Here is a 26,080-nt window from a genome sequence, read left to right as displayed (position 1 = left end):
GCCAGTCGTACTGTTTATTTACGTCAAACGATAACAAATTAAATGTGCCTTTTTCTGCCTATCTTTCCTTTAAAAATGGCAGTGGGGTGAAGGAATCATACCGCGCTAGTTGTGATAATAATGAAATTTCATTGAAAAACGCATTATGGGCGGAAACCCCCTGGGACCGGCCAAATGAAGATCTCGGTTCTTTTTATCGTACTGATTTAGACTTATCATTCCCAATGAATGACGCTAATTCGTTTTTCACATTAGACGGCATTGATTGGCTCGGGACAGTTTCAGCAAGTGGGACGATCACCGTTAAGGCGATTTGGACGGGACCTGATATTCAATAACACTAATGGCTATTTTGTGGCTACTTGTAAAGACGCAAGTAGCTTTTTTATTGGTACCAATTCTTCCTTCAATTTAATAGCGGATTTTTATTATGAAACGCTTCTCTTTGCTTAAAATCCTATTCTTGATGGTGTTGTTTTCGTTTTACAACAACGCATTTGCGTTATATATCAATTCAGATATTTCTTCGATGGATTCGGGGCAAGAGTTTTTTTCTAAGCCATACGTTAATGATACGAAAAAAACGAATTTATATAATTTTAGCGCTTATAAAATTGATAAGCCAGGTGGCCAAGAACAGGGTGAGCCGATACTCAACGGTGAAATTATTTTTACGCCATTGAAGAAAATTTTATTACCGGGAGAACAGGAGTTTTTTAAGATTTTTTATCGAGGGCAAGCGGATGAAACTGAGCGTTATTATAAGATTATTATTAGCGAAACGCCTTTGGATATGCGCAATGATGACGGGGAAAAAAAGCAGCCATTATTTTACCCAACGGTTAGCTTAGAAACCTATTTTGTTGTGAGACCCAAAAAACCTGACTTTAAATACAACCTCAATTCAAATGAAGGCGTGTTGAAAAATACAGGGAATACTTACTTTAGAGTGCTACTGCATGAAAGCTGTGATGCTGATGATGACTCGGAACCTTACGTCTTTTATTTGTTGCCTAATCAAGAGTTTAACGATGCACGCTTAAAAAAGAAAAGCCGAAAATACATTGTTATTTTTGATAAGTATTACTCAGTTGGGAATTGTGAATGATTTCAATTTTTTAATAGGAAATTCTAAATATGTCAAAGCATAATAGCATGATCAATAGGTTATGCTATAGAATCAATGAATGCATCCCAAGCTGAGCAAGATTGAACCAACTACTCATGTCAAATAAAACTCATTACTTCGTCTCTAACACTTTAGATAAATTGATGTAAAAACATTTTTTTTTGTGCGTTTGTGAAAAAGGGTAGTATAATAAATTAAATTAGCTATAACTTAATGACTACATACAAAATGCAAACTAAACGTGACCATGCTAAAAATTTATTTTTAATAGTTAAAAAGGGTCATTATGATATATATATTAAATAACATGTTACAGTATAATGCTGACTTAGGTGAAATATCTAGATTAGATATAGAAGGTAGTATGACAAAGCTCACTCCTGTGTTTAATAATATATTTCTAATTTTAATTGAAAATAATGAAACCCCCATTACTCGTGAGGATATATTAAGAAAAATACTAGATAAATATAATTTAAAAATTTCTATGAATACTCTAAACCAATATATTAGTATGCTAAGGAAATTATTACATCAAGAAATACAGATCGAGAATGCGATTCTAAGTATATCTAAAAAAGGTCTTATTTTATCTCCAGAAATCAAAATTAAGAACTCAAAAACTAAAATTGATAATAAAAAAACAGAAGGCGATATAGCACTCTATTCTCCACCAGTAAATCGGGGGAGGGGATTTATTGATAAGTCAAATGCAAACATACTATCAATAATTTGTGTTCTCCTATTTTTAGTAATGATTTATCTTTTTTATCAATTGTACGGAATAAAAAAACAATATAATTCGATAGAATCATATAAAATAAGCACAATTGGAGATTGCCCTGTTTATGGATTCAAAAATACAAATGAAAATATAGAAAAACAGTTAGCTGATTTTAATTTAACATGTGAAGATTCTGATGTTTTTTATTATTATAGTATGCAAGAACTAAAAAAAAATAACTACACTTTATTAGTTAAATGTAGAAAAAACAAAGATTGCATTTCAAGTAGAATAAATTGGCAGGTTTCGTATGATTAATAAAATATTATATTCAACAATGATGTTATTTACATTTATAGTTGTTTTATTATTTGTTTTTTTGAAATTAGAATATAATAAAACACAATATTGTGAAGCAACAGTTTTCTCTGAATTTATATTTCCTGATAGTAAGTCATCATATAATTTAAAAATGGAATTAGTAAAAAATCAAGATCATACTGGATATATTAAACTATTCGGAACAATAACAACAGACAAAAAATACTTAATAAATAGAATTGTTCATTTCAATTACTCTTCAAAAGATGATATAACAGGTTTGAAATTAACTATAATTTACGATAGAAAATCTAAAAATGATAATGTTCCAGATAATATCTTTGAACAGTACTTTAAAGCATTTAGTTTGCATTCAATTGCATATGTAGATATTAATGAAATAACTTCTGAATGGTATCTTTTTTCTAGTTCTTTTGGCCCTTATTTTGTATGTACAAAGCAGAGTCAATTAAATTCATTTAATTAAAGATTTTTATGTAAAATTCATCATGTAATAACTGAAGTTACATTTTAAATAGTGTTTTTTATCTATTACACCATTTCGAAAACCTGAGTTGTTGATTCATATATAACTCAAGATTTTTAAATTATTGAGGTTATAGATAACCTTATTCTGAATAACCATCGATAATTTTGTATGTTTACGTGAATTCAATCTGTAGTTATGTAAAAAAACTTTTTAAAGAATTATAATTAAGATTTTAATTTATTATATATTATTTTTTCTATTTTATCCTAAACTCCAAGAAAAATCATAATGCATTGTTTTTATTGAGCTATATACTTTTATATTTTATATTGATAGCTAAATGAAACTATTTATACTTATATTGATAGTTAAAAGCTATCAATATAAGTATTTTTAATTATTCGAATTGATTTTACATTTCAATTTAAAAATTATAATTTAATTCCTATTGAAAAACTTAATGATAGAAATTATTTTCAAATTGAAAACTAGAGGGGATACAATGAGAAATATTAGTAATAAAAAATTAAATAATGATATGGATATTATAATAGCTACAGGAAAATATTTAAAATCAGCTCGAGTCGAAAAATCATTAACAGGCTCAGAACTAGGGGGGTTATTAAATTTAAGTCAGCAGCAAATATCCAGATATGAGAATGGCCTATCAGCCATTTCTATTGTTCAATTACATGCTTATCTCGGAGTATTAGGAAAAGACTGGCTAGATTATTTCAAATCCGTAATTTTAATTAGGTCCAATTTAAACTACTACTAACATGTAAAAAAATTATTTTCTTACAAACTAGATGGAGAAAAAAAGCTCTTCAGTTTCTCTAATAAAAATGTTAGTAGGAAAAATTCACCTTCACTATTTTAGTACATTATTATTCCAATTAATCAGGTTTGATATATATCATTTTTTACACTATTTACATAAAATATATAGTAAAATAAATAGGCAAAGACTTGATAGACACCTTTTTAGTTAGTCAAAATAGTAAAAAGAGAGGTGTTTATGAGCAGCAAGAAATATCCAGAAGAATTCAAAATTGAAGCCGTAAAACAGGTCGTTGAAAAGGACGTAGTGTAGCCAGCGTGGCTAACCGACTGAGCACAACAACGCATAGTCTTTATGCATGGATCAAACACTCTATTAGCAAATTAGCAAATTAGCAAATTAGCAAACACCGTCATTATATTCTCGGGCTCATTAAACAATTTTGGTTAGAATCAGGTTACGTTTATGGCTATTGAAAGATATATAGCGATCTACGAAAAGAAGGGAAGACTGGTGGTATCAATCAAGTGTATCGACTGATGCAACAAGAAGGAATACAGTCGTAAATAAGTTAGCAATAGAATTTAATCTCACAGCACCGAATCAGTCTTGAGTGACGGATATAACATATATAACGTATATAAGAACACATAAAGGATGGTTATATCTGGCGGTTATCGTTGATCTATTTTCTAGACGCGTGATCGGTTGGTCAATGAAAAGTAAAATGACAAAAGAGTTTGTTTTAGATGCCTCCCCTAATGGGGATATGTCGGCGCTCACCTGTAAATAATGTACTTGTACACTCTGACAGTAATAATGTCGTTGTCAGTTTTCATCATCATACTTGCTATTTTACCTTATAGGTGAGAACACTGATGTAGTGCAGACTTTCTTGTTTCCTAACTCACACTCTGAACGACCAGCAATGTGCCTTTCCCTGGATCTGTCGGTTACAAGAAAGTACTTCGTGCGAGGCTTCTCCTCACCGATGCGCGTGACTCAAGAAGGGCCTAACGGCTTGTCTCTTTACTGTCCTGTCCGGGTTATCGTCAGGAGAAATGACGAATAATCAATGAAACAGGGAACAATCAATGAAAAAGGTAAAAAAAGTCAATTCATCATTTGTCGTTGGTGGTGTTGATACACATAAAGATTTACATGTCGCTGCTGTAGTTGATCAAAATAATCGGGTTTTAGGCAGTAAACTCTTCTCAACAACACGTCAGGGATATCGCCAAATGCTGGTCTGGATGGCCTCTTTCGGTACTGTTGCCCGTATCGGAGTTGAATGCACGGGTTCGTATGGAGTAGGTTTACTGCGCTACCTCCAGAATGCCAAAATCGAAGTTTTAGAAGTCACAGCACCGGATAAAATGGAGCGCTGTAAGCGTGGTAAAAGTGATACGATAGATGCAGAAAGTGCGGCTCACGCTGCTTTCTCACGCATACGCACCGTTACACCGAAAACAAGAAGCGGCATGATTGAGGCATTACGTGTCTTGAAAGTTTGCCGTAAAACGGCTGTTGCTGCACGACGTATTACATTACAAATGATCCAGATGAATATTGTATCAGCTCCAGATGAGCTACGTGAACAAATACGCTACCTTACTAGAATGCAGTTGATCCGCACCTTAGCCGCATGGCGGCCAGATCTTACGGCCTATCGCAATGTTCAGGATACCTACCGTATTGCACTAAAATCGCTAGCCCGAAGATATCTTGAGCTACATGATGAAATAGCGGATTTAGACATTATGATAATGTCAATAGTTGATGAGCTAGCACCTGGATTAATCAAACGTAAAGCGGTAGGATATGAATGTGCGTCTCAGTTGCTAATCACAGCCGGTGATAATCCTCAGCGCTTGAACTCTGAATCTGGTTTCGCAGCGCTGTGTGGTGTCAGTCCAGTTCCAGTCTCTTCGGGTAAAACAAATCGCCACAGGCTCAGCCGTGGAGGCGACCGTGCAGCCAATAGTGCTTTACATATTATTGCTATTGGCCGATTACGCACGAACAATAGAACACAGGAATATGTAGCAAAACGAGTAGCGGAAGGTCATTCAAAAATGGAAGCACTACGTTGCCTTAAGCGTTATATCTCCCGTGAGGTTTATACGCTGCTGCGTAATCAGAGTCGACAGATCAATAGCACACAAATAACGACTTGACTCTTAGAAGGGCATCTAAGAAAGCCAATATACCAGTAATGATTGGAATGCTTTTTTAAAACAACATGGACAGAAAGCATGAGCCGTAGAGGGAATTATCATGATAATGCAGTTGTAGAGAGTTTTTTCAATTATTAAAACGGAAAAGAGTTAAGTGAAAGGTTTACTCAACACGAAAATAAGTGAGAATGGATATTTTTGAGTATATAGAAATGCTCTTCAACGTTAAACGCAGGCACGGTTCCAATAATCAACAATCGCATGTAGATTATGAAAAATGGTATAACGAAAGATTAGTTAGTGTCTACTAAATTGGTGGTTGTTTAAAATATAACTTATTGATTTTTTAAAGTTGATATGAATCTTGACCTGCGTTTTAGAAATGAAAAAATACACATTTGTATAATAATCGAATAAAACAGCTAGTTATTTTTTCTCGATTCAGTAATGCGCTGTAGCAGCCAATTTTCCACTTCACTTTTAAGCCAACGAGAGCTACGCCCTAATTTGATAGGCTTAGGAAATTCACCATTTTGGATTAGCTTATAAAACCATTTATCTGTTAAGCCCGTTAACTTAGTGATGAATTTCATATCAATAAATTGGTCGCTTAGTAGTGGGGTATCAGTTGTTTGAATAGTCATTGTTTGTTTCTCCGATGATTAAAAAGGAGAAGGATTTGAAAAGGGATAATAGGAGTTGCTGGAATCCTTCAAACAATAACTGACTGGCGTTATTTTTGACTCAGCATGAAAGATTAGGTCGAGCTTAATGACTGTTGCCCATGTATGAAGAATTCCCCCCTGAGTTATGGGGGGATGAAATTATGATGCCAGTTTTCACTCCCCTACTTTTTATTTCGTTTTCTTCCAATTTGTTTTGCAGTCGGAATATCGCTGAGCTGATAAATACGGCGTTCTGTACGCTGACTGTCTTTGCTTAAATAACTTAATATATATTTCATACCGCTGCGCCTCTTCTCATCGGAATGTTTAATAACACGCTCACCACGAACTGGATAATATGGTTTTGGTTCACAGTGGTGTGAATAACCTTCACCTTCAGTAACTTCGTCCCATATATCGCGAATATTTTCCCAGAAACTCCATACCTTCTGATGACGTTGACCATTAATGTAAAATGCTGCGTGAATATGCAAACGATGTTGCTCTCCATATTCTAATACCCATGCAAAACCTACAATGCTAGAAATATCTTTTACTTGTTCAATTAACAATGTCATATCCGAAGTGATTTGATGAATATCGGCATATTTAAATGATTTACTGTCTTTACGATAAGCAAAATCGATACGCAACATTAGGAGTTTTGAATAATGTTCAAATAGATCATCTTGATGATTCAGTAATTCATGTTGTAATAAATAGTCCGGTGTGTGATTAAAATTAATTGTGCTTTTCATGATTTTTATCCTCAGTGATTAATGTTTCTCATGGGATAACAGTACTATTTAAATTTTGAATGAAATAGAAAATAACTCATGATAGTTCTAGTCGGGAACTTGCCATCAATCATTAGACTACTAAGGAATCTTATTAAATTAGTAAGGATTAAAAAATCAGCAGGTAATAATTTAAGTTTTTTTCGAAATTAGATTAATAAAATTAAAATGAAAGATTTTATGTGTAACCCATCTTTCATTAATCTAATTGCTGTTGTTCATAGTAATGGATGTGAATAAGTGACTAGATTAAACTCAGTATTATCTTTATGGATAGATGAGTAATTTGTCTTCTTTATTAAATAATACTAATAACCTTAATGAAACATTTCAGAGTGATTTTTGAATGGCCTTGAGCTACCAATCTAAAAGTCATAGTGTATTTTATTTTTGTTATTCTGGCCTACTACGTTCGAAATGATATATAATTTAAAAAATACGCTCAATAAAATGTCTAAACCCCACATTAAATCCCTATTTAAACGTTATTTTCCATTAGTTTTAGCATGTGAATATCACTGAAAATTCAGGTGAAAAGTAGTTATATTTAACGATTATTGCATGTTATAATCACGCAATTGTCATGGCGTGATTCATGGGGTGTGTAATGGGTTCAAGCAGAAGTGATTCTTTAAAACAACAAGAGTTCTTATTTAAATGCAATGAATTAATAAAAGGTGCTGAAAGAGAGTTGGTTTACTATATCCATTATTTGCAAGAAGATAGTATTGGTCAGAAATATATTTCAAATATTGATTATGGGAATATAAAGGACATTAGAAACCAAATTAAGAATGCCTTAATGAAAATTAACGATGAGAGCATTATTTTTGACATGCAGGATGATTATGAGAACTTAGCATGCAATGAAAATGAATTTGGATGGCTTAAAAATGATAGTCGTGCTTGTTTCCACTTTTTACTTGAAATTTTAATAAAGGGTGATTCCTATCGGTACAAAATAGAAAATGAAAATTACATTAATCTTGATTCAAATTCTATTTATTACTCTATAATCGCTTTTTTTGATAAATCAAAACAAAGATTGGAAGATTATGGAATTAATTGTAAAATAGAGGAGATAATGCATGATTCTCATACTCCAGTTTTCCAAAATCCAGTTTTCCCATGGTTGTCAAAACTTCATGATTCAGACGAAATAAAATACTGCCTTAATTATTTGAGAGATTCAGTAAAACTAAGATTCACTGAAGATATAATGCGTGAAGATATAGATTTTTTTATTCGTCTCAGTGATAAATACTCGATTAATAAAAAGTACATACTCATTGCTTTATTTGATTTTTTATATAAATCATCATTTTCAGGTGGTTTAGCTGCCGAGAATTTAAAAATGAAAATGGCTAATGCGCTTTCCTCTTGGAAAAATAGAAGGAATAAAGAAGGTTATGTTGATGTGCATTTTGATATCAAAAGGGAAAATATTCCAAAGTTAGAAGCGCTTAAAAAACGATTTAATTTGATGTCAAAAAAGGAAGTCGTCAATGCCTTGATAGAGCGTGAGTATGATAAAAAAGGATAGCCTTTCTATTTTATATTAAATAGCTAATTTAAAATTTTTTCAGATATATATCATTTTAGTGATATCTCATCCTTGATATCTCAATAAACCACCAGCCATCCATTATGATGGCTGATTTATTTTGAGGCTAATATGAAAAAATTATCGGGCTATGCCCTTATTCGCCGTCACCTACGGCGTTACCCCCGTTCACTACGACAAACCTTATTAAAAGAATTCAATCAGCTTGTTACCTATCAGCCTGTGATTGGCATCATGGGAAAAACTGGCGTAGGAAAATCCAGTCTGTGTAATGCCTTATTTCGCAGTCAAGTTTGTGCTGTCAATGCTGTTGAAGCTTGTACTCGGCAGCCCCAACAGGTCAAGTTACGCTTTGGGCGGCACACACTAACGCTAGTTGATTTACCGGGTGTCGGAGAAAGCCAACAGCGTGATGAGGAATATCGTGAACTCTATCGTGAGTGGATACCTAAACTCGACATGGTGCTTTGGGTGCTCAAAGCCGATGATCGTGCTTTTTCTATTGAAGAACAGTTTTATCAGACAGTATTCACGGAGTATAACGGAGAACTACCGGCTATTACTTGGATTTTGAATCAAGTTGATAAGATAGAGCCTGTCGAGCAGTGGCACTGGGCATCCGCACAGCCTTCAAAACAGCAGCAAGCTCATATCACATTGAAACGACATGCTATCGCCAAACAAATGCATATCTCTGCAGATACCATCATTCCGATATCTGTTAAAGGCCGATATCATCTCCCCCAATTGGTGGAGGCGATTATTACTCGTCTCCCAAAGCAGGCATGTAGTCCCTTAATCCCACATCTACAAAATGCCTATCAGACCACAGCAGTTATCAATCATGCACGTAGCTCTTTCGGTGATACGGTCGTAGATATCATTGAGCGCGTGATTGATTTCGCTCCACTTCCCCAAATCGCTCAGCAGGCCCTAAAATTAACAACTCATCATATTGCTAAAGCAGCGCGCTCAGTCTGGTCATTTTTCTTTAGTTAATTCAATTAAATGACTGTCATATTGGGCCATCGATAAACGATTTTACGTTGTCATGATCGAATTTGTCGATCGAACCGATCGGTTTTTTTCATTATCTACATCGAAATGATGGCGATACAATCTCTTAGATGTATCAGTATTTTGAATTTAATCATAAAAATCAATGCGATAATCGCAGGGCTTGTCACGTTATTAAGAATTGAGAGCCATCAGTTATTTGTTGAGCACTCACTTTCTATTCGTATTAATGAAGTCTTAGAGCCTTTTATCTGAATAGGCAAAATCACTAATTGGAAAATATCATGAAAACAAAACTTATTGTTTCTGCACTTTTTATTTCGGCTTTAACACCGACATTCACTCACGCTTTTGGTAACTCACATACTTGGACGAGTAACAAAACACAAGGCGTGACCGAGTTTGTCATTCTGGGTCAGGGCCAATCTCAGCTTTATCTGTCTTGTGAAGACAAAGGGGATAAACCCATTCAAATTATGTTTACGGATAGCAATGGTCATCAAACCCTCATGGATACGGGTCAATATTTGGAAATGAAATTTGATGGAAAGGAGGTATATCAAATCAGTGACAGCGCAAGCAGAGCCGGCTCAAGTCATGTCGAAGTTGCTTGGGATAATTTACGTCATGAAAAACAGGTCACCGTTTCCGCTGACGGCGGGAAGCCCGTGACTTTTACCTTAAAGGGAGCAGCAAGCATTATCCCTGAAATGGGAAAAAACGGCTGCTGGACTCAATTTATCCTCTAAGTGCCCTTTGGACTCAACGATAAGAGACCTAGCTCACTGAAGCCACGGGATAGTAAAAACCGTGACAGCATTAATCGAGTGGGGGATGTCCCCTTATTCGAGCTCAAGTCCGACATATCCGTGATTTTTATGCTCATTCCATCATAAGGATACTCATTATGAAAAAACTCACTTTTGCACTTTCGCTGGGGCTGATGACGTGTTTCGCCTATGCAGAAAAGGCGCCTATTCGACTCAGTGAAGGGCCCAGCAATGCCGGGCGTTCATACAGTAAAATCTATATCACCTCAAACGCTGATAGCGTGGTCATCAAAAAAATTTTAGTTAATCGCGGAAATTGTAAGGATGCGGAATACCGTCCTTGGAAGCCCATTAGGCTGAATTTTGGTAATACCTACACACGTCTATTTACGGGTAAAAGCCCAGGAGTACCGTGCAATGTCATCGAGGTCGCCGTGGATACCAACCAAGGCGTTTGGACATTTGATTTCAATCCCTAATGTGATCATGTCAATTTTTACCACTAAAGGCCTGCTTCTTATCAGCAGGCCTTTTTGTTTACTGTCGTCATGGCACTTCTTAGGTATCGGTAGTTAAACAGCTGGTTTTTAGTCCTGTTCACTCATCATTTTTATTACCCGTTATTAATTTATTAACAGGAGAAATCATATGTCTTCCTCTTATTCTGCTTCTGCGCTAGAACCAAACTCATTTATTCTCGCTAATGTCGTGCCGCTTTCAGCTAGACCAAATTTCTGGCAAAGCCACTTTGGTACAGTGAAAGGCTTCGCCACGTTTGAAGTAGTGATTTTCACTATTATGGGGCAGTTTTGTGATGAGTACACTGGCGGCTATTGGGAATACTGCACATTACCCAACGGCGGTGCATTTATTTATCCTGATTTGGCCCCTGAAAAACTCACGCTATTCAATATGCATAATGGCAACGAAGCGGAACTCAGCCCAGAAGCATCTGGCGTTGCCATCTGTTTGATGCTGTATAGCCAGTGGTCATTTAGAACGGAAAGTGAAGTCCTAGTTGAGCGTTTCTATCAGCTTCGTGATTACGCTATTCAACACCCTGAAAGTTCAGCCATTTTCCATCTTATCGATTAACTCCCTCTTAATTCACTCTTTCAGTTTTACCTATCTTATTTATATTCAAGGAAATTAACTATGACTCGTTTAGCTTCCCGCTTTGGTGCGGCGAATAGCATTCGTCGCGATCGCCCGTTAACTACAGAAGAATTATTTCGTACTGTACCGAGTGTTTTCTCAGAAGAAAAACACGAATCCAGAAGTGACCGATATACTTACATCCCAACCATTACCTTACTTGATAGTCTTCGAAAAGAAGGCTTCTATCCGTTCTTTGCCTGCCAGACTCGTGTACGTGATACCAGTCGTCGAGAGCATACCAAGCATATGTTACGGTTACGTCGCCATGATCAAATTACAGGAGTACAAGTGCCTGAAATTATTCTCTTAAATAGCCATGATGGCTCAAGCAGCTATCAGATGTTACCGGGCTTATTTAGAGCCGTGTGTCAAAATGGTTTAGTCTGTGGAGACACATTTGGTGAAGTGCGTGTACCCCACAAAGGCGATGTGGTAGGCAAGGTGATTGAAGGGGCTTATGAAGTATTGGAAACCTTTGATACGGTGGCAGAAAAGCGCGAACAGATGCAGTCACTATTGTTATCGGCACCAGCACAGCGAGCCTTGGCGCAAGCAGCTTTAACTTATCGTTTTGGAGAGGAGTATCAGCCTATTACTGAGGCGCAAGTTTTACAGTCTCGTCGCTGGGAGGATAAGAAGAACGATCTCTGGACGGTGTTTCAACGTTTGCAGGAGAATTTAATTAAAGGGGGATTGTCGGGCAGAAATGCCAAAGGTAAGCGCGCTCGCACTCGTTCAGTGAATGGTATTGATGGGGATATTAAATTGAACAAGGCACTGTGGGTAATGACAGAAAAGATGTATGAGTGTTTTAATGGGTGGCAAATTATTTAACAGAAGGGTCATGAGGAGGTATAATTATCTCGTTAACAACTCACTCATTAGCCCCTTAACTAGATTTTTAATTTAGGTGTGATTTTTGCTTTGGGGGTGCATTTGGGGGTTAATTATTTATCCATATTAATAATTTCTTTTTAAATCATATTGTTTTTATCTATATGCGACTCCTGTGATCTCCGCCAAATGCGGTTTCCTAACTAAAAATCAGATTTACAAAAACCCGTCATTTCATCTAACTCCATTTCGCGACCTAATGCAGTCATTGGATGGACAATCACTAAACCGCGTACGGATTTTTTCAGTTTGCCAAGATCAGCTTGTTCTTTCTTAGTGATAGCGCGTTTGAATGGCATATCCACCAGTTTTTGCGCTTCTTTGCTTAGCTTCTTGTTACGCAACGCTTTCAGACGAGCAATTTCAACTTCTAGCGTGGCTTTTTCTTTCTCAAGCTCTGCATATTTTTCCGCATCGTTGGTTAGCTGCAGGCTTGCCATCTGATGGCGAATCAGGTCTAAACGATCGCTGAGAAGTTTAATTTGTGTTTTTTCGATTTCTTTCATTATTAGTTAACCGTGAGTAAATTTCTTGTCGGCGAGTATACACTATTCTGAGAGGGAGGGTGAAAAGGGATGGGGGGACTGCAACGTAAAAATTTTGGTTTGGATGTAAAAAATAGTTAAATGTTTGTGAGAATAAAGTTTTATTTAATAAATAAACGAATAGGATTTATCTTATAATTTTGGTTTTATTAAATTCTATCTTAAAAAACGCCCCATATACACTCGAAAAAGGTTTGAAATTTACGATAAGTATAAAATACAGATACACTCAATGGCGTGTATGTGTGAATAAATCTGTCAATATAAAATAAATATACCCTCTAATAACCTGACTTATGATAAGTTTTGGCGATCAATGTTATCTCATTGATTGTTAATTTCTATTAATTGATGGGTATTTGATCGACCAAAACGATTAGCCAATACTCATTTTCATTGTTTACACTAAGTGAAATTTTATAGCCCATTAGTAATAGCATCGGTTTTAAAGCGTCACTTATTATAAACAAACCGGAGGAAGGATGTTGGATAAACCACGATCTCACAATATTTCCATTTATATAGGTTCATTATTAAGATGCTACCGAAAATCGTTGGGAATAACGGGAGCTGAACTTGGTGCACGCTTAAATATAAGCCAACAACAAATTTCACGTTATGAGTGTGGAACAAATACATTAACTATTGATGGGTTAATGAATTTCTTATTTGCTCTAGGACTTAAAAACTGTGATATAGAATATTTTATGGAAAATATCCTAACATTTTATAAAAGTGAACCTGAAAAACCAACGTATGAAAATTCATTTATAACAGTAAGAAAGAGATAGTTATTTCTCTTTTTTTAAAATTATATTTATTAATAAAATTTTAAAGTGTTTATCAATATTAAAATAATCATTAGGTTTCAAATCTAATGATTCTATTCGTCACGCGTTAATAAAAGTTTTTGTAGTACACATGTCCATTAGGAAATATTAATAAAAAGGTAAATTTCATGAAATTTAAAGTTATTTCTTTATCAATCGCTGCTGCGCTGTCTTTATCTTCAATGTTGGCTTCTGCTGCTACAACGACAGTAAATGGTGGCACAGTTCATTTTAAAGGTGATCTAGTGAATGCGGCATGTGCTGTTGACGCGGACTCCGTTGAACAAACTGTGCGGCTTGGTCAAGTTCGTACTGTTAAATTAGCGCAAACAGGTGATGTGAGTACGCCTGTTCCTTTTAAAATTCAATTAAATGACTGTGATACCACTATTGCGACATCTGCAAAAGTTGCATTTACTGGTGTGTCTGCAAATGCAGCAAACCCGACGGTTCTATCTGTAGCCTCTTCTGCTGCGGGTTCTGCAACGAATGTAGGTATCCAAATTTTAGATTCTAAAAGCATTCCTCTAGGCCTTGATGGTGCAACATTTAGCACCGCGATGACATTGAAAGATGGCACTAACATTCTGCCATTCCAAGCTCGTTACTATGCACTTGATACAACTACCGCGGGTGTGGCAAACGCAGATGCAACATTTTCTGTTCAGTACGAGTAATTTTTAAGCAGATTTAGGATATCTAATTAGTTAGCCAAGGATGGCTTTATTTATCAATAAAATTAGAAAGGTAAAGGCTCATGAGAGAGGTGATATTTGCGCTACTACTTTTATTCGCCCCACTCCTTGAGGCTGGAAACAAGTGGAATGTTCAGTTACCGGGTGGAGGAATGCGCTTCCAAGGAGAACTTATAGCACAAGCGTGTAGTGTTGAGACTTCAGACAAAAACTTGACCGTAAATATGGGACAACTACGAACGAATATGTTGACTGCCCCAGGTCAAGAAACCGCGCCTGTTCTATTTGATATCCATTTACGCGAATGCAGCAAAACCGCGAGTGAGTATGTCTCTATCACTTTCTCGGGGATTGCAGATAATAGCAACCCAGATATTTTTGCTATTGGTGATGGCCCGAATAGTGCCAGTGGTATAGGGCTCGCTGTCTTTGATTCCGCTAATACCTTAATTCCTATTAATAGTGCCCCTCGGAAAATGGCTCGCGTTATTAATGGTGATATGACATTGCACTTTATCGCTAAATATCGCGCGACGAGTTATCAAATTACGGGTGGGAAGGCAAACGCACAGGCTCTTTTTTCGCTGACCTATGAATAAAACATCTGCAAATAATTTATATATCTCTTTAACTTTTTGTTAGAAAAGGACAGACGTAACAATGAAAAACGTAACAATCCGCAAACTAATTGGCGCCTTATTAATATTACTCTGTTCAAATATATATACTCAGGCATATGCCGGTGTTGCATTAGGCGCGACACGTGTTATTTACCCCGCTGGGCAAAAACAAGTTCAGCTTGCAGTGACAAATAATGATGAAAAAAGCGTTTTTCTTATTCAATCTTGGGTAGAGAATACATCAGGGAAAAAAGATAGCCAATTTGCGGTTACGCCACCCTTATTTACCATGCAAGGTAAAAAAGAAAATACATTGCGTATTATTGACGCAACTAATAATCAATTACCTCAAGATAGAGAAAGTCTTTTCTGGCTAAATGTAAAAGCCATTCCTGCCATGGATAAATCCAAACAGAATGAAAATATGCTTCAATTAGCCATCATTAGCCGGATCAAACTGTATTATCGCCCGACCAATTTATCTGTCTCACCTGAAACTGTTGCGGAATCATTACGTTTTAGACGCCAAGCTGGCACCGTTATCGTCATTAATCCTACACCTTATTACGCAACGGTAACGTCATTAAATATCGGTTCAACCAAACTCGATAATGTATTGGTTCCTCCGTTTGGTGAAGCATCTGTCTCTGCGCCAACCAATGCGAATGGTGGCATTACTTTCCAAACGATTAATGACTATGGTGCGTTAACTCCCAAAATGACCGGAAACATCCAGTAAAAACGTTTTTTACTCACTACTACTTTGATTTAAATAACTTACTGGGCGACATGGTTGTTCAGGGAGAGGGAATATGTCATATCTGGCATCTGAAAAAAGGCAATTCATTTCGGGAAAAGAATCATTTTTTGGATATATATCCGAACGCCACTTTCCCTTAATTCCATTGACGCTATTAATTAGTGCTTGCCTGTACCCTGCTTGGGCTAAGGCAGAACTCTACTTTAATCCACGATTTTTAGCAGATGACCCTTCTGCTGTTGCGGACCTATCTGCTTTTGAGCAAGGTCAAGAAGTACCAGAAGGAACCTATCGTGTTGATATTTATTTGAATGATGGCTATTTATCAACCAAAGATGTTCGTTTCGTTGCAAATAAAAATGAACGCCAGCTGATGCCTTGTTTCACACTCGGCGAATTAGCAAAAATGGGTGTTAATACACCCGCGATTTCAGGAACAAATACCCCAGAGCAAAATAACTGCCAGCCTTTGAATGTGCTTATTGAAGACGCGACAGCACGCTTTGATGTCGGTTTGCAACGGCTCTACATTACGGTTCCACAAATATTTATGGCTAATCGAGCTCGAGACTTTATTCCCCCGGAATATTGGGACTCGGGTATTACGGCAGGTATTTTAAATTATAGTTTAACGGGAAATAGTGCGCGTAACCAAAATGGTAAGCACAGTAGCTATACCTACCTAAACATGCAAAGTGGGCTAAACCTTGGGGCATGGCGCTTACGAGATAACTCGACGTGGAGTCACAGCTCAGGAACGTCGACGACTGAAACTCGTTGGGAACATATTAATACCTATTTAGAGCGTGGGATAAATCAGATACGCTCCCGCTTAACAATAGGTGACAGTTATACCCCCGGTGAAATCTTTGATAGCTTTAACTTTCGAGGAATTCAGCTAGCTTCTGATGACAATATGCTACCGGAAAGCCAAAAAGGGTTTGCGCCAGTTATTCGCGGCATTGCTCGTGGTACGGCTGATGTTTCCATCAAACAAAATGGCTATGAAATCTACCGCAATACTTTTCCGCCAGGGCCTTTCATTATTAATGATTTATATGCCGCAGGAAACAGTGGTGACCTCAACGTTAGTATTACTGAAGCGGATGGTTCGGTGCAAAGTTTTACGGTGCCTTACTCATCTGTACCATTACTTCAAAGGGAAGGGCATACCCAATATGCAGTCACTGCGGGTGATTACCGAGCAGGAAATGACCAGCAAGAAAAACCGAGTTTTATGCAAGCGACATTAATGAGAGGTTTATCATACGGGTGGACACTTTATGGCGGCTCGCAACTCGCTAGTCGCTATCAATCCTTCAACATCGGTATGGGGAAAAACATTGGTGTATTTGGTGCGCTGTCTATCGATATTACACAGGCAAATGCGAAGCTGCCTGACGATAGCAATCATCAAGGGCAATCTATTCGTTTTCTTTATAACAAGTCGATGAATGAAACGGGCACAACCATACAATTGGCTGGCTATCGTTATTCAACCAAAGGCTATTATTCATTTGCGGATACCACTTATAAGCGCATGAATGGTTATAGCCTTGCGACACAAGATGGTGTCATTCAAGTCACTCCAACATTCTCGGATTACTATAATTTAGCCTATAACAAACGTGAAAAAATCCAGCTAAGCCTTAACCAACAATTAGGTGAGCAATCAACATTGTATGTGACAGGAAGCCATGAAACGTATTGGAACACGAGTAAGTCTGATAAACATTTACAGGTTGGTTTCAATACACTGATTGAAGGTATTAGCTGGGGGATCAATTACAGTCTGTCTAAGAACTCTTGGCAAGAAGCAAATGACCAGATGTTAGCGATGAATGTGAATATCCCATTTAGCTATTGGATGCGATCTGACAGCCAATCAATTTGGCGTAATGCGAGTGCCAGTTATAACGCCTCCCATGACCTAAAAGGCCGTATCACTAGCATGGCAGGCCTTTATGGCACATTACTTGAAGATAATAACTTAAGCTATAACGTGCAAACAGGCTATGCAGGGGGCGGCCAAGGTAACTCTTCGGCATCTGGTTACACGGCGCTGAATTATCGCGGTACATATGGCAATGCTAACGCGGGTTACAGTTATACCGATAACGTACGCCAAATGTATTATGGTCTGAGTGGTGGTGTGTTAGCTCATGCTAATGGCATCACGCTGAGTCAGCCAATGAATGACACTGTTGTCCTCGTGAAAGCACCGGGGGCGGGAAATGTAAAAGTTGAAAACCAGACCGGGGTTAATACTGATTGGCGTGGCTATGCCATCTTACCTTATGCCACCGATTACCGAGAAAACCGTATTGCGCTGGATACCAACACATTAGCCAATAATGTCGATTTAGAAGACCCCGTTGTCAGTGTCGTTCCTACTCGAGGTGCAGTTGTTCGCGCTGATTTTCACCCTCGAATTGGGGTAAAAGTACTGATGACATTACTAAAAAATGACGGAAAGCCTGTGCCATTTGGTGCGATTGTTTCTTCAAGCGATAACAATGGTAGCAGCATTGTTGCTGATGACGGTCAAGTTTACTTAACGGGGTTATCACTTTCTGGTCGTCTTATTGCCCGCTGGGGAGAAGGTCCTGACTCACAGTGCCAGATTAACTACACATTACCTGAGCAAAGCCAACACGAGATGCTCAGTAAGTACCGCGCACTGTGCCGCTAAGGAGCCAATAATGCCGAATAAGTTCATGATTTTTTCTGCCTCTCTATTTGCACTTTTATCATTATCTCAAAGTGCATATGCGGCAGACAGTACGATCAACATTAAAGGGTATGTGCGAGATAACACGTGTGCGGTTGCACCGGGGTCGCAAAGCCAAGTTGTTGATTTACTTAATAACGCGGTGAAACAACTTTATGCTGTGGGGGAAGTGACCCCTGTCATTCCATTTAATATTGAGCTCACCCCTTGTGGCAACTCGGTTACTGCGGTGAAAGTGGGTTTTGTGGGAATTGCGGATACCAACAATCAGACCTTATTGGCGTTAGACCCCGGAAGCCTCAATGCATCAGGCGCAGGTATACAAATTTTAGATGGTGCCAGAAAACCACTCGCGCTCAATGCTACCAGTAACAACATAGTTTGGACCCCTTTAGTGGCAGGTAAGAATAATACACTGCATTTTTATGCTCGATTAATGGCGTCTAAATTACCGGTCACAGCGGGGCATGTTCGAGCTACCGCCACTTTTACGCTTGAGTTTCAGTAAGCAGAGGATGTCATCATGAACATTAAATGGAAGGGAGCAGCCCCGTTTATCTGGCTGATTTTATTTTCACTAGCCACATCTTCATATGCCGCTGATGTGACGATTACAGTGAATGGGAGTGTTGTTGCGAAGCCATGCACTGTTGCAACGACGAGTGCCAATGTTGATTTAGGTGATTTATACACTTTTAATTTAATCACGCCAGGTTCTTCCTCAATATGGCACCCCATTTCATTAGATTTAGTCAATTGCCCTGTAGGAACGTCCACGGTGACCGCCACTTTCAGCGGTATCGCTGATACGACAGGTTATTATAAAAATCAGGGAACAGCAGGCAATATTCAGCTACAACTCCAAGATACAGCGGGTAATAACTTAAACAATGGTGCGCAAAAAAAACTGCAAGTTAACGACTCTTCATTATCCACCCGTTTTCCTTTGCAAGTCAGAGCGCTTTCCGTCAAAGGGCAAGCTACTCAAGGGAATATACAGGCTGTTATTGATGTTACCTATACTTATCAATGAGTTAATATTATGAATATAAAAAAATGTGTTCAGTTATTTGCAGCAGGTTTAACGATTTATACCGTGGGTATTTCTTTGAGCTATGCTTTCACTTGTACAGATTCTACGGGTAACATTGTAAATAGCGATAAAGGTACGAAAATCGCAGATGTTTATGTAAACCTACAGCCTAGTGTGCAGCCCGGGCAAAATCTAGTTGTGGACTTGTCACAATCCATTTCATGTAAAAATGATGCACCAACAACGCGTCGGGACTTGGTGAGTATGATTAGAGGGTCTGCATTTGGTGGGGCACTTGCCAGCTTTGATGGTTCACTAAAATATTATGGTCTCAACAATAAGTTTCCATTAATACAACCCACTCATCAGCAAAGTTTTCCGCTAGGGAGTTATGCCCCTTGGAATACCCAGCTATTCCTAAAACCTATCAATGCCGCAGGTGGGATTGCCATTAAAAAAGGCTCTCATTTTGCCACACTTGTTATGCATCAGGTGGGCTCTGATATTATTGGAGGGGGAAATGTACGGACGGCTACCTTTACATGGAACATCTACACCAATAATGATGTACTCATTCCTATTGGTGGATGTGATGTATCTTCACGAAATGTTATTGTAAATCTACCCGAATACCCTGGCACAGCACCTGTTCCGCTTTCGGTCCACTGTGCCTCAGGGCAAAACCTGTATTATTATCTTTCAGGGACCACAGATACTCGTTCAAATATTTTTGCGAATACATTTTCAGGAACAAATGCGGCAAAAGGCGTCGGTATTCAACTGGTCAGTAATGGGAATGCGATAGCCGTTAATCAAAAAGTGGCTTTAGGTAGGGTCACCACAGGTGCTGTTAGCCTTGGCTTAAGTGCACGATATGGGCGCACTTCAGGCCAAGTTTCAGCAGGGAAAGTGCAGTCTATTATTGGTGTCACTTTTACTTATGATTAGCATGCCGGTTGAATTATTGGTTAAATCACTGGTGGGGTTTAATTCTCCACCCGCCAATATTCACCATTGCGAGCCATAATATGAAATATATAATTCGATATAAAAACAAGGTGATTGGGATTACTGCGTTAGAAGGGGGAGATCCTCCGATGGGGTTTGTGTTTGGTATGCTGGAGCCAACTGTATTTTATACCGCAGATATTAATAAAGTGCATTTGAGCCTATGCACCGACGAAACTAACGAAGAAATTGCCTGTAAATCTATCATGTTTGACGATTATTCAGCAGACCTTGGTGAGCAATGCATCGAGGTCACTGTTTTAGTTGAATCCGCCGAAGAATACGCGAAATTTTTTAAGCATCACCTCGATGCTTATGAAAAACAATTTGGGTAGTACACGCCTATCACCTTCACTATTTACCATTTATTGTAAACTCTGATATTTTAGCCTGTTTAATAACCATATGATTGCCCATCATTTATGGTTTCTGGATGATCTCTGGAATTGAAAAATACTTCAATGCATTTTGGCTACATAAAAGGAAAATAGGGTGTAGCTAATGCTTTTTAATCGAGTTTTAAGGTCTTTGGCTGTGGAGTCGCTATCCTTGATGATGTCTTGATTATAAAACTGAAGCTAATTGTTTATTATCACGATATGCCCTTAAAGCAGATAACGAAGTGAGCTTCATAGCATAAATTAACGTGAGGGAAATAAAATGAATCGCTATATCGGGCGCATCGTCATCGGTTTTTTACTTTTCTTATTGGCAGTCTGCGCTTTATTATTTTTGACTAGCCATTTAGATGATTTTGAGTTTGATAAGGCAATTCAGGAAGAGCTGACATTTGAATCTCAGGGAATAACATTATCGGGTACTCTGCTTCTGCCAAGTCAGAAAAGACCTGCGGCGGTAGTCGTTATTATTCACGGTGATGGGCCCCAAGACCGTTATTCGAACAGCGGTTATAACCCGTTATTTAATACGCTTCTCGATGCTAATATTGCGATTTTCTCATGGGATAAGGCGGGCGTAGGCCACAGCCAAGGTAACTGGCTAAACCAATCCATGGCAAATCGAGCAACAGAAGCTGTCACTGCTTTAAAGCTAATGCAGTCTCGTTATCCTGATGTTCAAGTGGGTTATTTCGGTTTCTCACAAGCGGGATGGGTTATTCCTATAGCTGCTAAGCAATCTCATCCTGATTTTTCAGTGATTATTGGTGGTGCGGTTAACTGGCGTGAACAAGGTCAATATTACCAAGGGCTGCGTTATGCTCAGGAAGGAAAATCCCCCGCTGAAATTAAGCGTTTATTGGCAAAAGAACAAAAAGAAAATGATGCGATATTTGGTGACATGGGCTCTAAAAACCCTAAAGAACGCCCCGATATGACATTGGAACGATTTGATTTTGTCGTCAAAAATTACCTGAGTGATTCTTCTTTGGATCTTCCTAATATGAATGGGCGTGTATTAGCCGTTTGGGGAGCGAATGATCTCAATGTAGATGCACAATTGGATGCATGCCGTTACCAGTCTATTTTAGCTACTGACCCCAAAGCGAGCGTCATTGTATTGCCGAATGCAAGCCATGGTTTACTTCGGGCGCCTGAGTTTAATTATCAGCTTGAAAGCGATTGGCCTGCATGGCGAAAGGGGTATTTTCTTTGGTCTGGGCGTGATGCTTATTATGCGGATGGGTTGAAGCTCATTACTGCATGGGTAAAAAATCAAAAACCTGATTTAGAGAGATATAAAGCGATATGTGGATCATAAATAGTCTGAGATAAGGAAAAATGCCACCTCAAGTGGCATTTTTCACATTCACATACCAACCTCTTCCCTCGACTCGGTACAGGCTCAAAAATTACAGGTATAATCCCTGATTATCTCACTGACAATTTGATTGATGCGGAAATAGAAATGGCAAAACTCACCTTACAAGAACAGATGCTACAAGCAGGGCTGGTCACCAGTAAAAAAATGGCAAAAGTCCAAAGAACCGCGAAAAAATCACGGGTACAAGCGCGTGAAGCGAGAGAAGCCGTAGAAGAAAACAAAAAAGCACAGCTTGAGCGTGACAAGCAGTTGAGCGAACAGCAAAAACAAGTTGCTTTGTCGAAAGAATACAAAGCGCAAGTGAAGCAGCTTATCGAAATGAATAAAATTGAGATAGCAAAAGGCGATATTGCGTTTAACTTCACCGACAACAATGTCATTAAACAAGTGATGGTAGATAAAATCACCCAAAAACAACTGATTAGTGGTCGCTTGGCGATTGCTCGTTTAATCATTGATAACAGTGATGTAAATGGGTATGCGATTATTCCTGCGGTTGTGGCCGATAAAATCACTCAAAGAGATGTGGACAGCATTGTGTTAAATAACGCATTGAGCGAAGAGGCTTTGGATGAAGATGACCCGTATGCTGAGTTCCAGATCCCAGATGATTTGATGTGGTAATACTCGTCATACTTCAAGCTGCAGCGTTGTTGACTGCGTTCATTCGCACTAGTCACATACTTATGTATGCTCCTAAGGCTCCTTCACTTGACGCCTAGCTGCAAATACTCGTCATATTTCAAACCGCAGCGTTGTTGTCTGCATTCGGTCACCTTAGTCACATACTTGTGTATGCTCCTAAGGGGCCCTCACTTGACGCCTAGCTGCAATTTGAACTATTTAGAGTATTAAAATTGAATTATGTAGGGTATTAAAAGATAGCTTCAAGTTATACGCCTAGGGGCAACTAAAACGGGCTGTCATAAATCATATGGAGCGGTTTATGGCTAATTGGGTGCATAAAATGCAGTTCGCTGGCGTGTAACATCAGCCTTGGTGCATGCTCTGTGCCAGGTAAACACAGGCCGCCATATAAATCACAGCCCAAAATGGGGTGCCCCAAATATTGGCAATGAATACGTAGCTGGTGGGTGCGGCCCGTTTCAGGGGTGAGCTGCACTCGTGTTAATGGGGCAGTCGTACCATCCCCCATTTTCTGTTGAAAGCGTTCCTTCACCAAATAACGGGAACGCGCAGGTTTTCCATTTACCTCGCCAATAGACATCCTTGGAAATAGCGCAGGGTCTTTTGCAATTGGCGCATCAATTATCCCTTCGTTATCGTCCAAGTGCCCACACAACAACGCTTGATAAACTTTAGCAACGGTGCGTTGGCTAAACTGCTGGCAAAGTGCTGCATTGATGGCTTTGTTGAGAGCAATGATCATTAGCCCTGAAGTGCCAAAATCTAAGCGATGAACAAGGGTACAATCTGGAAATAACTTCACCAGCCGATAATGTACAGAATCTAAATTCTGAGGGTTTTTCCCCGAAAGGCTAAGTAACCCTGAAGGCTTATTGATAATCAGTAAATGTTCGTCTTGATAGAGGACATCAATTTGCTCATGGCAAGGCGGGGCAATAAAGGTATCAATAATTGTAGACATCGAGTTCTCTGGGTAAAGAATGGCAACACATAATAGCTAATTTTTCTCTCACCGTCGCTTTTGGGCTCAGGGAAATTTACCCTCAGCGTAAAACCAAAGGCATGGTCTGAGCCCGCATTGTGCTTTATACTGCCGTCAGAGAAACTGAGTTTATAAACGATTAATTAGGTGGTAATGCAATGAAAGGAACAATCACAACGTGGTTTGACGATAAAGGCTTTGGATTTATCAAAGATGAGAACGGTGATAACCGTTATTTTCATGTGATTAAGGTTGCTAACCCTGAACTGATCAAAAAAGGCGTTGAAGTCACCTTTGAACCCACAACCAACAATAAAGGCTTGTCTGCTTTTGCTGTTAAAGTGATCCCTGAGAGCAAGTATATTTTTATTGCAGGTGAGCGTTTGAAAATCACAGCGATTAAATCTTTTCTCGTATACAGTGAAGATGTTCCTGCAGATGCGGGTATTGATAAAGCCAATACCGTGTTATCGGTCGGTGCGCTGATGAGTAGTATTCGCCCAAAAACGGAAATTAAACCCGGTGATATGCGCTCACTGAAAAAATTAGCTATCACTACGCTGCATGGCACCACATTGACGTTTTCAGAAGATGAAGTTGATATTGAAGAAACAGTAAAACGATTGAATTCATGTAAGAATTAGTACTTGGATAGAACAGAAAGCTGATAAGTACCGAAGCGCCATTCCCTATGGCGCTTTTTAGTTAGATTTACTGAAGAAATTCCTTCTTTTATTCTACTATTAGAATAGTGTTTGTTCTTCTAGGTAAATACACTTATTATCCGTGTGGTGTGTTTAAGAGTCTGAATTCTCTTTTGGGCTTAAGCGTATAATCGCCTAAATATCGATAATAAATTCAATTTACGAATACCCGTAATATGGGTAGTAATAAAATTAGCACGAGAATAGGCTGATAGCCACGCTTTGCTTTATTCGTTAATTGACGTATTAAGGTAAAATTTTGTTTTTTTAGAGATAAATATTGGGCTAGTCATTATTTTTTATTAGTAAAACTAAAACTAGCCATATTTATGGTTTATTATTTTACTCATATTATGAGTTTATATGATTGGAGATAGTGAACTTTGTGTCAATTTGTAATTCAATGTAACTTTATGTGTTTTAATCCTTATAAGAGTAATTACTCGTTTGGAATTACATGCAATAATACCCTCCATAAATTAAAATATACTAATAATATTTAATTAATATATTTATCAGGCAGTTAATTATCCATCCCTTATCTTAAATACCCATAAAATGCGTATATCAATCAGTTAAAGTGATCGATATTCAACATTTAATAGTCTGCGCCTATCAAATAAAGCGATTCGATCGATATAAACGTTTTTACTCTTATTTTAATGTATTTATTATTAATGAAACTTAAATGTTTAATTAATTATTTTATATTGGAGTGTGGTTAATGAAATCTAATATAATTAGTAGTCATGTTGGTATTTTCTTAAGACGAGCCCGTAAAGAAAAGAATATGACGGGAAAGCAAATGGCTAAATTAATGAATATTAGCCAACAACAAATCTCACGTTATGAAATAGGGACTACGTCTATTACGTTAGATCAATTAGAACAATTTTTGAGAATACTGGATAAAAGATGGGTTGATGTACTCCGTTTTCTTGAAGATGAATCAGTGATTGGAATAAAAACAGATAAAAATGAAAGTAAAAATAAATACCTTTCATGGAAAGGCTATTCTACTAAAAACTTCATAAATAATTTTTAGCCATTAGATAAATCAGAATAAAATAATCAGGCTTTCTGATTATTTTATTGATTATATTTTATAAAAAGCACAGTTAAAAGTGTTTTTTATACTATGTAATTATTTTTTGATATAAATTTAAATTAGAGAGAATAATATGTTAAATAAAAAAATGGCATCTGTTTTGCTATCAACAGTTATTGCTGCTTCTTTTGCAACCGTTGCTAATGC

At 37.8% G+C, this 26,080-nt stretch carries 29 protein-coding genes and 2 pseudogenes; 27 read left to right on the top strand and 4 right to left on the bottom strand.

All coding sequences use genetic code 11. From position 1 onward, the window contains the following. The 8 genes and pseudogenes from ABWP91_RS19420 to ABWP91_RS19385 all read left to right on the top strand — a co-directional run. On the top strand, nt 1–338 hold a 338-nt coding region (locus ABWP91_RS19420), incomplete at its 5' end, for a fimbrial adhesin EcpD family protein (protein WP_502935827.1). Nucleotides 339–430: 92 nt separating this feature from the next. Further along, the gene (locus ABWP91_RS19415; RefSeq protein WP_353244637.1) at nt 431–1,108 is read left to right on the top strand and encodes a fimbrial protein; all 678 of its coding nucleotides are present in this window, start codon (nt 431–433) and stop codon (nt 1,106–1,108) included. A gap of 307 nt (nt 1,109–1,415) precedes the next feature. Then, a complete protein-coding gene (locus ABWP91_RS19410; RefSeq protein WP_353244636.1) occupies nt 1,416–2,171 on the top strand; it encodes a winged helix-turn-helix domain-containing protein in 756 nt (251 codons plus the stop codon). Continuing rightward, nucleotides 2,164–2,661 carry a FidL-like protein gene (locus ABWP91_RS19405; RefSeq protein WP_353244635.1) on the top strand — a complete coding sequence of 166 codons (498 nt, stop codon included), beginning with the start codon at nt 2,164–2,166 and terminating at the stop codon, nt 2,659–2,661. Before ABWP91_RS19410 ends, ABWP91_RS19405 begins: the two co-directional genes overlap by 8 nt. Nucleotides 2,662–3,166: 505 nt before the next feature. Continuing rightward, nucleotides 3,167–3,442, top strand: a complete 276-nt coding sequence (locus ABWP91_RS19400) for a helix-turn-helix domain-containing protein (RefSeq protein WP_353244634.1) — start codon at nt 3,167–3,169, stop codon at nt 3,440–3,442. 240 nt (nt 3,443–3,682) lie between these two features. Then, nucleotides 3,683–4,278, top strand: a pseudogene (locus ABWP91_RS19395) (DDE-type integrase/transposase/recombinase); the annotation flags it as partial. A gap of 261 nt (nt 4,279–4,539) precedes the next feature. Then, the gene (locus tag ABWP91_RS19390; RefSeq protein WP_353244633.1) at nt 4,540–5,622 is read left to right on the top strand and encodes an IS110 family RNA-guided transposase; all 1,083 of its coding nucleotides are present in this window, start codon (nt 4,540–4,542) and stop codon (nt 5,620–5,622) included. A gap of 22 nt (nt 5,623–5,644) precedes the next feature. After that, nucleotides 5,645–5,933, top strand: a pseudogene (locus tag ABWP91_RS19385) (IS3 family transposase); the annotation flags it as partial. Between the two features lie 111 nt (nt 5,934–6,044). Here the strand turns inward: ABWP91_RS19385 and ABWP91_RS19380 are convergent. Together ABWP91_RS19380 and ABWP91_RS19375 are read right to left on the bottom strand one after the other, a co-directional pair. Beyond that, nucleotides 6,045–6,266, bottom strand: a complete 222-nt coding sequence (locus tag ABWP91_RS19380; RefSeq protein WP_353244632.1) for a helix-turn-helix transcriptional regulator — start codon at nt 6,264–6,266, stop codon at nt 6,045–6,047. A gap of 203 nt (nt 6,267–6,469) precedes the next feature. Further along, nucleotides 6,470–7,045 carry a rolling circle replication-associated protein gene (locus ABWP91_RS19375; RefSeq protein WP_353244631.1) on the bottom strand — a complete coding sequence of 192 codons (576 nt, stop codon included), beginning with the start codon at nt 7,043–7,045 and terminating at the stop codon, nt 6,470–6,472. Between the two features lie 646 nt (nt 7,046–7,691). On the opposite strand from ABWP91_RS19375, the gene ABWP91_RS19370 reads away from it, so the two are divergent. The 6 genes from ABWP91_RS19370 to ABWP91_RS19345 all read left to right on the top strand — a co-directional run bounded on the left by ABWP91_RS19370 (nt 7,692) and on the right by ABWP91_RS19345 (nt 12,427). Then, a complete protein-coding gene (locus ABWP91_RS19370) occupies nt 7,692–8,627 on the top strand; it encodes a hypothetical protein (RefSeq protein ID WP_353244630.1) in 936 nt (311 codons plus the stop codon). 132 nt (nt 8,628–8,759) lie between these two features. After that, complete coding sequence (locus tag ABWP91_RS19365; RefSeq protein WP_353244629.1) at nt 8,760–9,647, top strand: GTPase family protein; 888 nt, start codon at nt 8,760–8,762, stop codon at nt 9,645–9,647. Nucleotides 9,648–9,949: 302 nt separating this feature from the next. Further along, nucleotides 9,950–10,414 carry a YfjT/YkfB family phage-associated protein gene (locus ABWP91_RS19360; protein ID WP_272671119.1) on the top strand — a complete coding sequence of 155 codons (465 nt, stop codon included), beginning with the start codon at nt 9,950–9,952 and terminating at the stop codon, nt 10,412–10,414. A gap of 158 nt (nt 10,415–10,572) precedes the next feature. Next, a complete protein-coding gene (locus tag ABWP91_RS19355; RefSeq protein WP_272671117.1) occupies nt 10,573–10,914 on the top strand; it encodes a hypothetical protein in 342 nt (113 codons plus the stop codon). Nucleotides 10,915–11,083: 169 nt separating this feature from the next. Then, nucleotides 11,084–11,530 carry an antirestriction protein gene (locus ABWP91_RS19350; RefSeq protein ID WP_272671116.1) on the top strand — a complete coding sequence of 149 codons (447 nt, stop codon included), beginning with the start codon at nt 11,084–11,086 and terminating at the stop codon, nt 11,528–11,530. A 60-nt stretch (nt 11,531–11,590) separates the two neighbouring features. After that, nucleotides 11,591–12,427, top strand: a complete 837-nt coding sequence (locus ABWP91_RS19345; protein WP_353244628.1) for a DUF932 domain-containing protein — start codon at nt 11,591–11,593, stop codon at nt 12,425–12,427. Nucleotides 12,428–12,630: 203 nt separating this feature from the next. Here the strand turns inward: ABWP91_RS19345 and ABWP91_RS19340 are convergent, their stop codons facing one another. Then, nucleotides 12,631–12,993, bottom strand: coding sequence for a YibL family ribosome-associated protein (locus ABWP91_RS19340; protein WP_353244627.1), 363 nt, complete (start codon nt 12,991–12,993; stop codon nt 12,631–12,633). 521 nt (nt 12,994–13,514) lie between these two features. Here ABWP91_RS19340 and ABWP91_RS19335 point away from each other — a divergent pair. The 11 genes from ABWP91_RS19335 (at nt 13,515) to ABWP91_RS19285 (ending at nt 23,115) form a co-directional block, all read left to right on the top strand. Further along, complete coding sequence (locus ABWP91_RS19335) at nt 13,515–13,823, top strand: helix-turn-helix domain-containing protein (RefSeq protein WP_206085185.1); 309 nt, start codon at nt 13,515–13,517, stop codon at nt 13,821–13,823. Nucleotides 13,824–13,990: 167 nt separating this feature from the next. After that, nucleotides 13,991–14,539 carry a type 1 fimbrial major subunit FimA gene (fimA, locus tag ABWP91_RS19330; protein WP_353244626.1) on the top strand — a complete coding sequence of 183 codons (549 nt, stop codon included), beginning with the start codon at nt 13,991–13,993 and terminating at the stop codon, nt 14,537–14,539. Between the two features lie 80 nt (nt 14,540–14,619). Continuing rightward, nucleotides 14,620–15,156 carry a fimbrial protein gene (locus tag ABWP91_RS19325; protein ID WP_353244625.1) on the top strand — a complete coding sequence of 179 codons (537 nt, stop codon included), beginning with the start codon at nt 14,620–14,622 and terminating at the stop codon, nt 15,154–15,156. A gap of 61 nt (nt 15,157–15,217) precedes the next feature. Further along, on the top strand, nt 15,218–15,916 hold the full coding sequence (locus ABWP91_RS19320) for a fimbria/pilus periplasmic chaperone (protein ID WP_353244624.1): 699 nt from the start codon (nt 15,218–15,220) through the stop codon (nt 15,914–15,916). Nucleotides 15,917–15,989: 73 nt separating this feature from the next. Next, nucleotides 15,990–18,629: a fimbrial biogenesis usher protein gene (locus tag ABWP91_RS19315; RefSeq protein WP_353244623.1), complete on the top strand. Its 2,640-nt coding sequence runs from the start codon at nt 15,990–15,992 to the stop codon at nt 18,627–18,629. Nucleotides 18,630–18,639: 10 nt separating this feature from the next. Next, nucleotides 18,640–19,176: a type 1 fimbrial adaptor subunit FimF gene (fimF, locus tag ABWP91_RS19310; RefSeq protein WP_353244622.1), complete on the top strand. Its 537-nt coding sequence runs from the start codon at nt 18,640–18,642 to the stop codon at nt 19,174–19,176. Between the two features lie 21 nt (nt 19,177–19,197). After that, a complete protein-coding gene (fimG, locus tag ABWP91_RS19305) occupies nt 19,198–19,701 on the top strand; it encodes a type 1 fimbrial minor subunit FimG (protein ID WP_502935828.1) in 504 nt (167 codons plus the stop codon). Between the two features lie 15 nt (nt 19,702–19,716). After that, entirely contained in the window at nt 19,717–20,649 is a 933-nt protein-coding gene (locus ABWP91_RS19300; protein ID WP_353244638.1) for a fimbrial protein, read from the top strand. A gap of 80 nt (nt 20,650–20,729) precedes the next feature. Continuing rightward, nucleotides 20,730–21,044, top strand: a complete 315-nt coding sequence (locus ABWP91_RS19295) for a hypothetical protein (RefSeq protein WP_353244620.1) — start codon at nt 20,730–20,732, stop codon at nt 21,042–21,044. Nucleotides 21,045–21,369: 325 nt separating this feature from the next. After that, nucleotides 21,370–22,428, top strand: coding sequence for an alpha/beta hydrolase family protein (locus ABWP91_RS19290; protein WP_353244619.1), 1,059 nt, complete (start codon nt 21,370–21,372; stop codon nt 22,426–22,428). Nucleotides 22,429–22,575: 147 nt separating this feature from the next. Further along, nucleotides 22,576–23,115, top strand: a complete 540-nt coding sequence (locus ABWP91_RS19285; RefSeq protein WP_353244618.1) for a DUF2058 domain-containing protein — start codon at nt 22,576–22,578, stop codon at nt 23,113–23,115. Between the two features lie 286 nt (nt 23,116–23,401). Here ABWP91_RS19285 and ABWP91_RS19280 read toward each other — a convergent pair whose 3' ends face one another. Next, nucleotides 23,402–24,100, bottom strand: a complete 699-nt coding sequence (locus tag ABWP91_RS19280) for an RluA family pseudouridine synthase (RefSeq protein WP_353244617.1) — start codon at nt 24,098–24,100, stop codon at nt 23,402–23,404. A gap of 179 nt (nt 24,101–24,279) precedes the next feature. Between ABWP91_RS19280 and ABWP91_RS19275 the strand changes: the two genes are divergently transcribed. Both ABWP91_RS19275 and ABWP91_RS19270 read left to right on the top strand, forming a co-directional pair. After that, on the top strand, nt 24,280–24,765 hold the full coding sequence (locus ABWP91_RS19275; RefSeq protein ID WP_353244616.1) for a cold-shock protein: 486 nt from the start codon (nt 24,280–24,282) through the stop codon (nt 24,763–24,765). A 784-nt stretch (nt 24,766–25,549) separates the two neighbouring features. Further along, complete coding sequence (locus ABWP91_RS19270) at nt 25,550–25,870, top strand: helix-turn-helix domain-containing protein (RefSeq protein ID WP_353244615.1); 321 nt, start codon at nt 25,550–25,552, stop codon at nt 25,868–25,870. Nucleotides 25,871–26,080 lie beyond the last annotated feature (210 nt).

The sequence above is a fragment of the Providencia sp. genome (genome assembly GCF_040396775.1).
In the GTDB taxonomy this organism is placed as follows: domain Bacteria; phylum Pseudomonadota; class Gammaproteobacteria; order Enterobacterales; family Enterobacteriaceae; genus Providencia.
Note: the sequence above shows the minus strand (reverse complement) of the source record. Positions and strands in the feature narration are given on the sequence as shown.

Excerpts from the sequence above, each read along its gene's own strand:
- ABWP91_RS19415 (WP_353244637.1), top strand. The coding sequence starts at position 431 with ATGAAACGCTTCTCTTTGCTTAAAATCCTATTCTTGATGGTGTTGTTT.
- ABWP91_RS19365 (WP_353244629.1), top strand. The coding sequence starts at position 8,760 with ATGAAAAAATTATCGGGCTATGCCCTTATTCGCCGTCACCTACGGCGT.
- ABWP91_RS19275 (WP_353244616.1), top strand. The coding sequence starts at position 24,280 with ATGAAAGGAACAATCACAACGTGGTTTGACGATAAAGGCTTTGGATTT.
- ABWP91_RS19400 (WP_353244634.1), top strand. The coding sequence starts at position 3,167 with ATGAGAAATATTAGTAATAAAAAATTAAATAATGATATGGATATTATA.
- ABWP91_RS19280 (WP_353244617.1), bottom strand. The coding sequence starts at position 24,100 with ATGTCTACAATTATTGATACCTTTATTGCCCCGCCTTGCCATGAGCAA.
- fimF (WP_353244622.1), top strand. The coding sequence starts at position 18,640 with ATGCCGAATAAGTTCATGATTTTTTCTGCCTCTCTATTTGCACTTTTA.
- ABWP91_RS19390 (WP_353244633.1), top strand. The coding sequence starts at position 4,540 with ATGAAAAAGGTAAAAAAAGTCAATTCATCATTTGTCGTTGGTGGTGTT.
- ABWP91_RS19325 (WP_353244625.1), top strand. The coding sequence starts at position 14,620 with ATGAGAGAGGTGATATTTGCGCTACTACTTTTATTCGCCCCACTCCTT.
- ABWP91_RS19315 (WP_353244623.1), top strand. The coding sequence starts at position 15,990 with ATGTCATATCTGGCATCTGAAAAAAGGCAATTCATTTCGGGAAAAGAA.
- fimA (WP_353244626.1), top strand. The coding sequence starts at position 13,991 with ATGAAATTTAAAGTTATTTCTTTATCAATCGCTGCTGCGCTGTCTTTA.
- ABWP91_RS19410 (WP_353244636.1), top strand. The coding sequence starts at position 1,416 with ATGATATATATATTAAATAACATGTTACAGTATAATGCTGACTTAGGT.
- ABWP91_RS19340 (WP_353244627.1), bottom strand. The coding sequence starts at position 12,993 with ATGAAAGAAATCGAAAAAACACAAATTAAACTTCTCAGCGATCGTTTA.
- ABWP91_RS19320 (WP_353244624.1), top strand. The coding sequence starts at position 15,218 with ATGAAAAACGTAACAATCCGCAAACTAATTGGCGCCTTATTAATATTA.
- ABWP91_RS19290 (WP_353244619.1), top strand. The coding sequence starts at position 21,370 with ATGAATCGCTATATCGGGCGCATCGTCATCGGTTTTTTACTTTTCTTA.
- ABWP91_RS19285 (WP_353244618.1), top strand. The coding sequence starts at position 22,576 with ATGGCAAAACTCACCTTACAAGAACAGATGCTACAAGCAGGGCTGGTC.
- ABWP91_RS19405 (WP_353244635.1), top strand. The coding sequence starts at position 2,164 with ATGATTAATAAAATATTATATTCAACAATGATGTTATTTACATTTATA.
- ABWP91_RS19380 (WP_353244632.1), bottom strand. The coding sequence starts at position 6,266 with ATGACTATTCAAACAACTGATACCCCACTACTAAGCGACCAATTTATT.
- ABWP91_RS19335 (WP_206085185.1), top strand. The coding sequence starts at position 13,515 with ATGTTGGATAAACCACGATCTCACAATATTTCCATTTATATAGGTTCA.
- ABWP91_RS19360 (WP_272671119.1), top strand. The coding sequence starts at position 9,950 with ATGAAAACAAAACTTATTGTTTCTGCACTTTTTATTTCGGCTTTAACA.
- ABWP91_RS19375 (WP_353244631.1), bottom strand. The coding sequence starts at position 7,045 with ATGAAAAGCACAATTAATTTTAATCACACACCGGACTATTTATTACAA.
- ABWP91_RS19355 (WP_272671117.1), top strand. The coding sequence starts at position 10,573 with ATGAAAAAACTCACTTTTGCACTTTCGCTGGGGCTGATGACGTGTTTC.
- ABWP91_RS19350 (WP_272671116.1), top strand. The coding sequence starts at position 11,084 with ATGTCTTCCTCTTATTCTGCTTCTGCGCTAGAACCAAACTCATTTATT.
- ABWP91_RS19270 (WP_353244615.1), top strand. The coding sequence starts at position 25,550 with ATGAAATCTAATATAATTAGTAGTCATGTTGGTATTTTCTTAAGACGA.
- ABWP91_RS19345 (WP_353244628.1), top strand. The coding sequence starts at position 11,591 with ATGACTCGTTTAGCTTCCCGCTTTGGTGCGGCGAATAGCATTCGTCGC.
- ABWP91_RS19370 (WP_353244630.1), top strand. The coding sequence starts at position 7,692 with ATGGGTTCAAGCAGAAGTGATTCTTTAAAACAACAAGAGTTCTTATTT.
- ABWP91_RS19295 (WP_353244620.1), top strand. The coding sequence starts at position 20,730 with ATGAAATATATAATTCGATATAAAAACAAGGTGATTGGGATTACTGCG.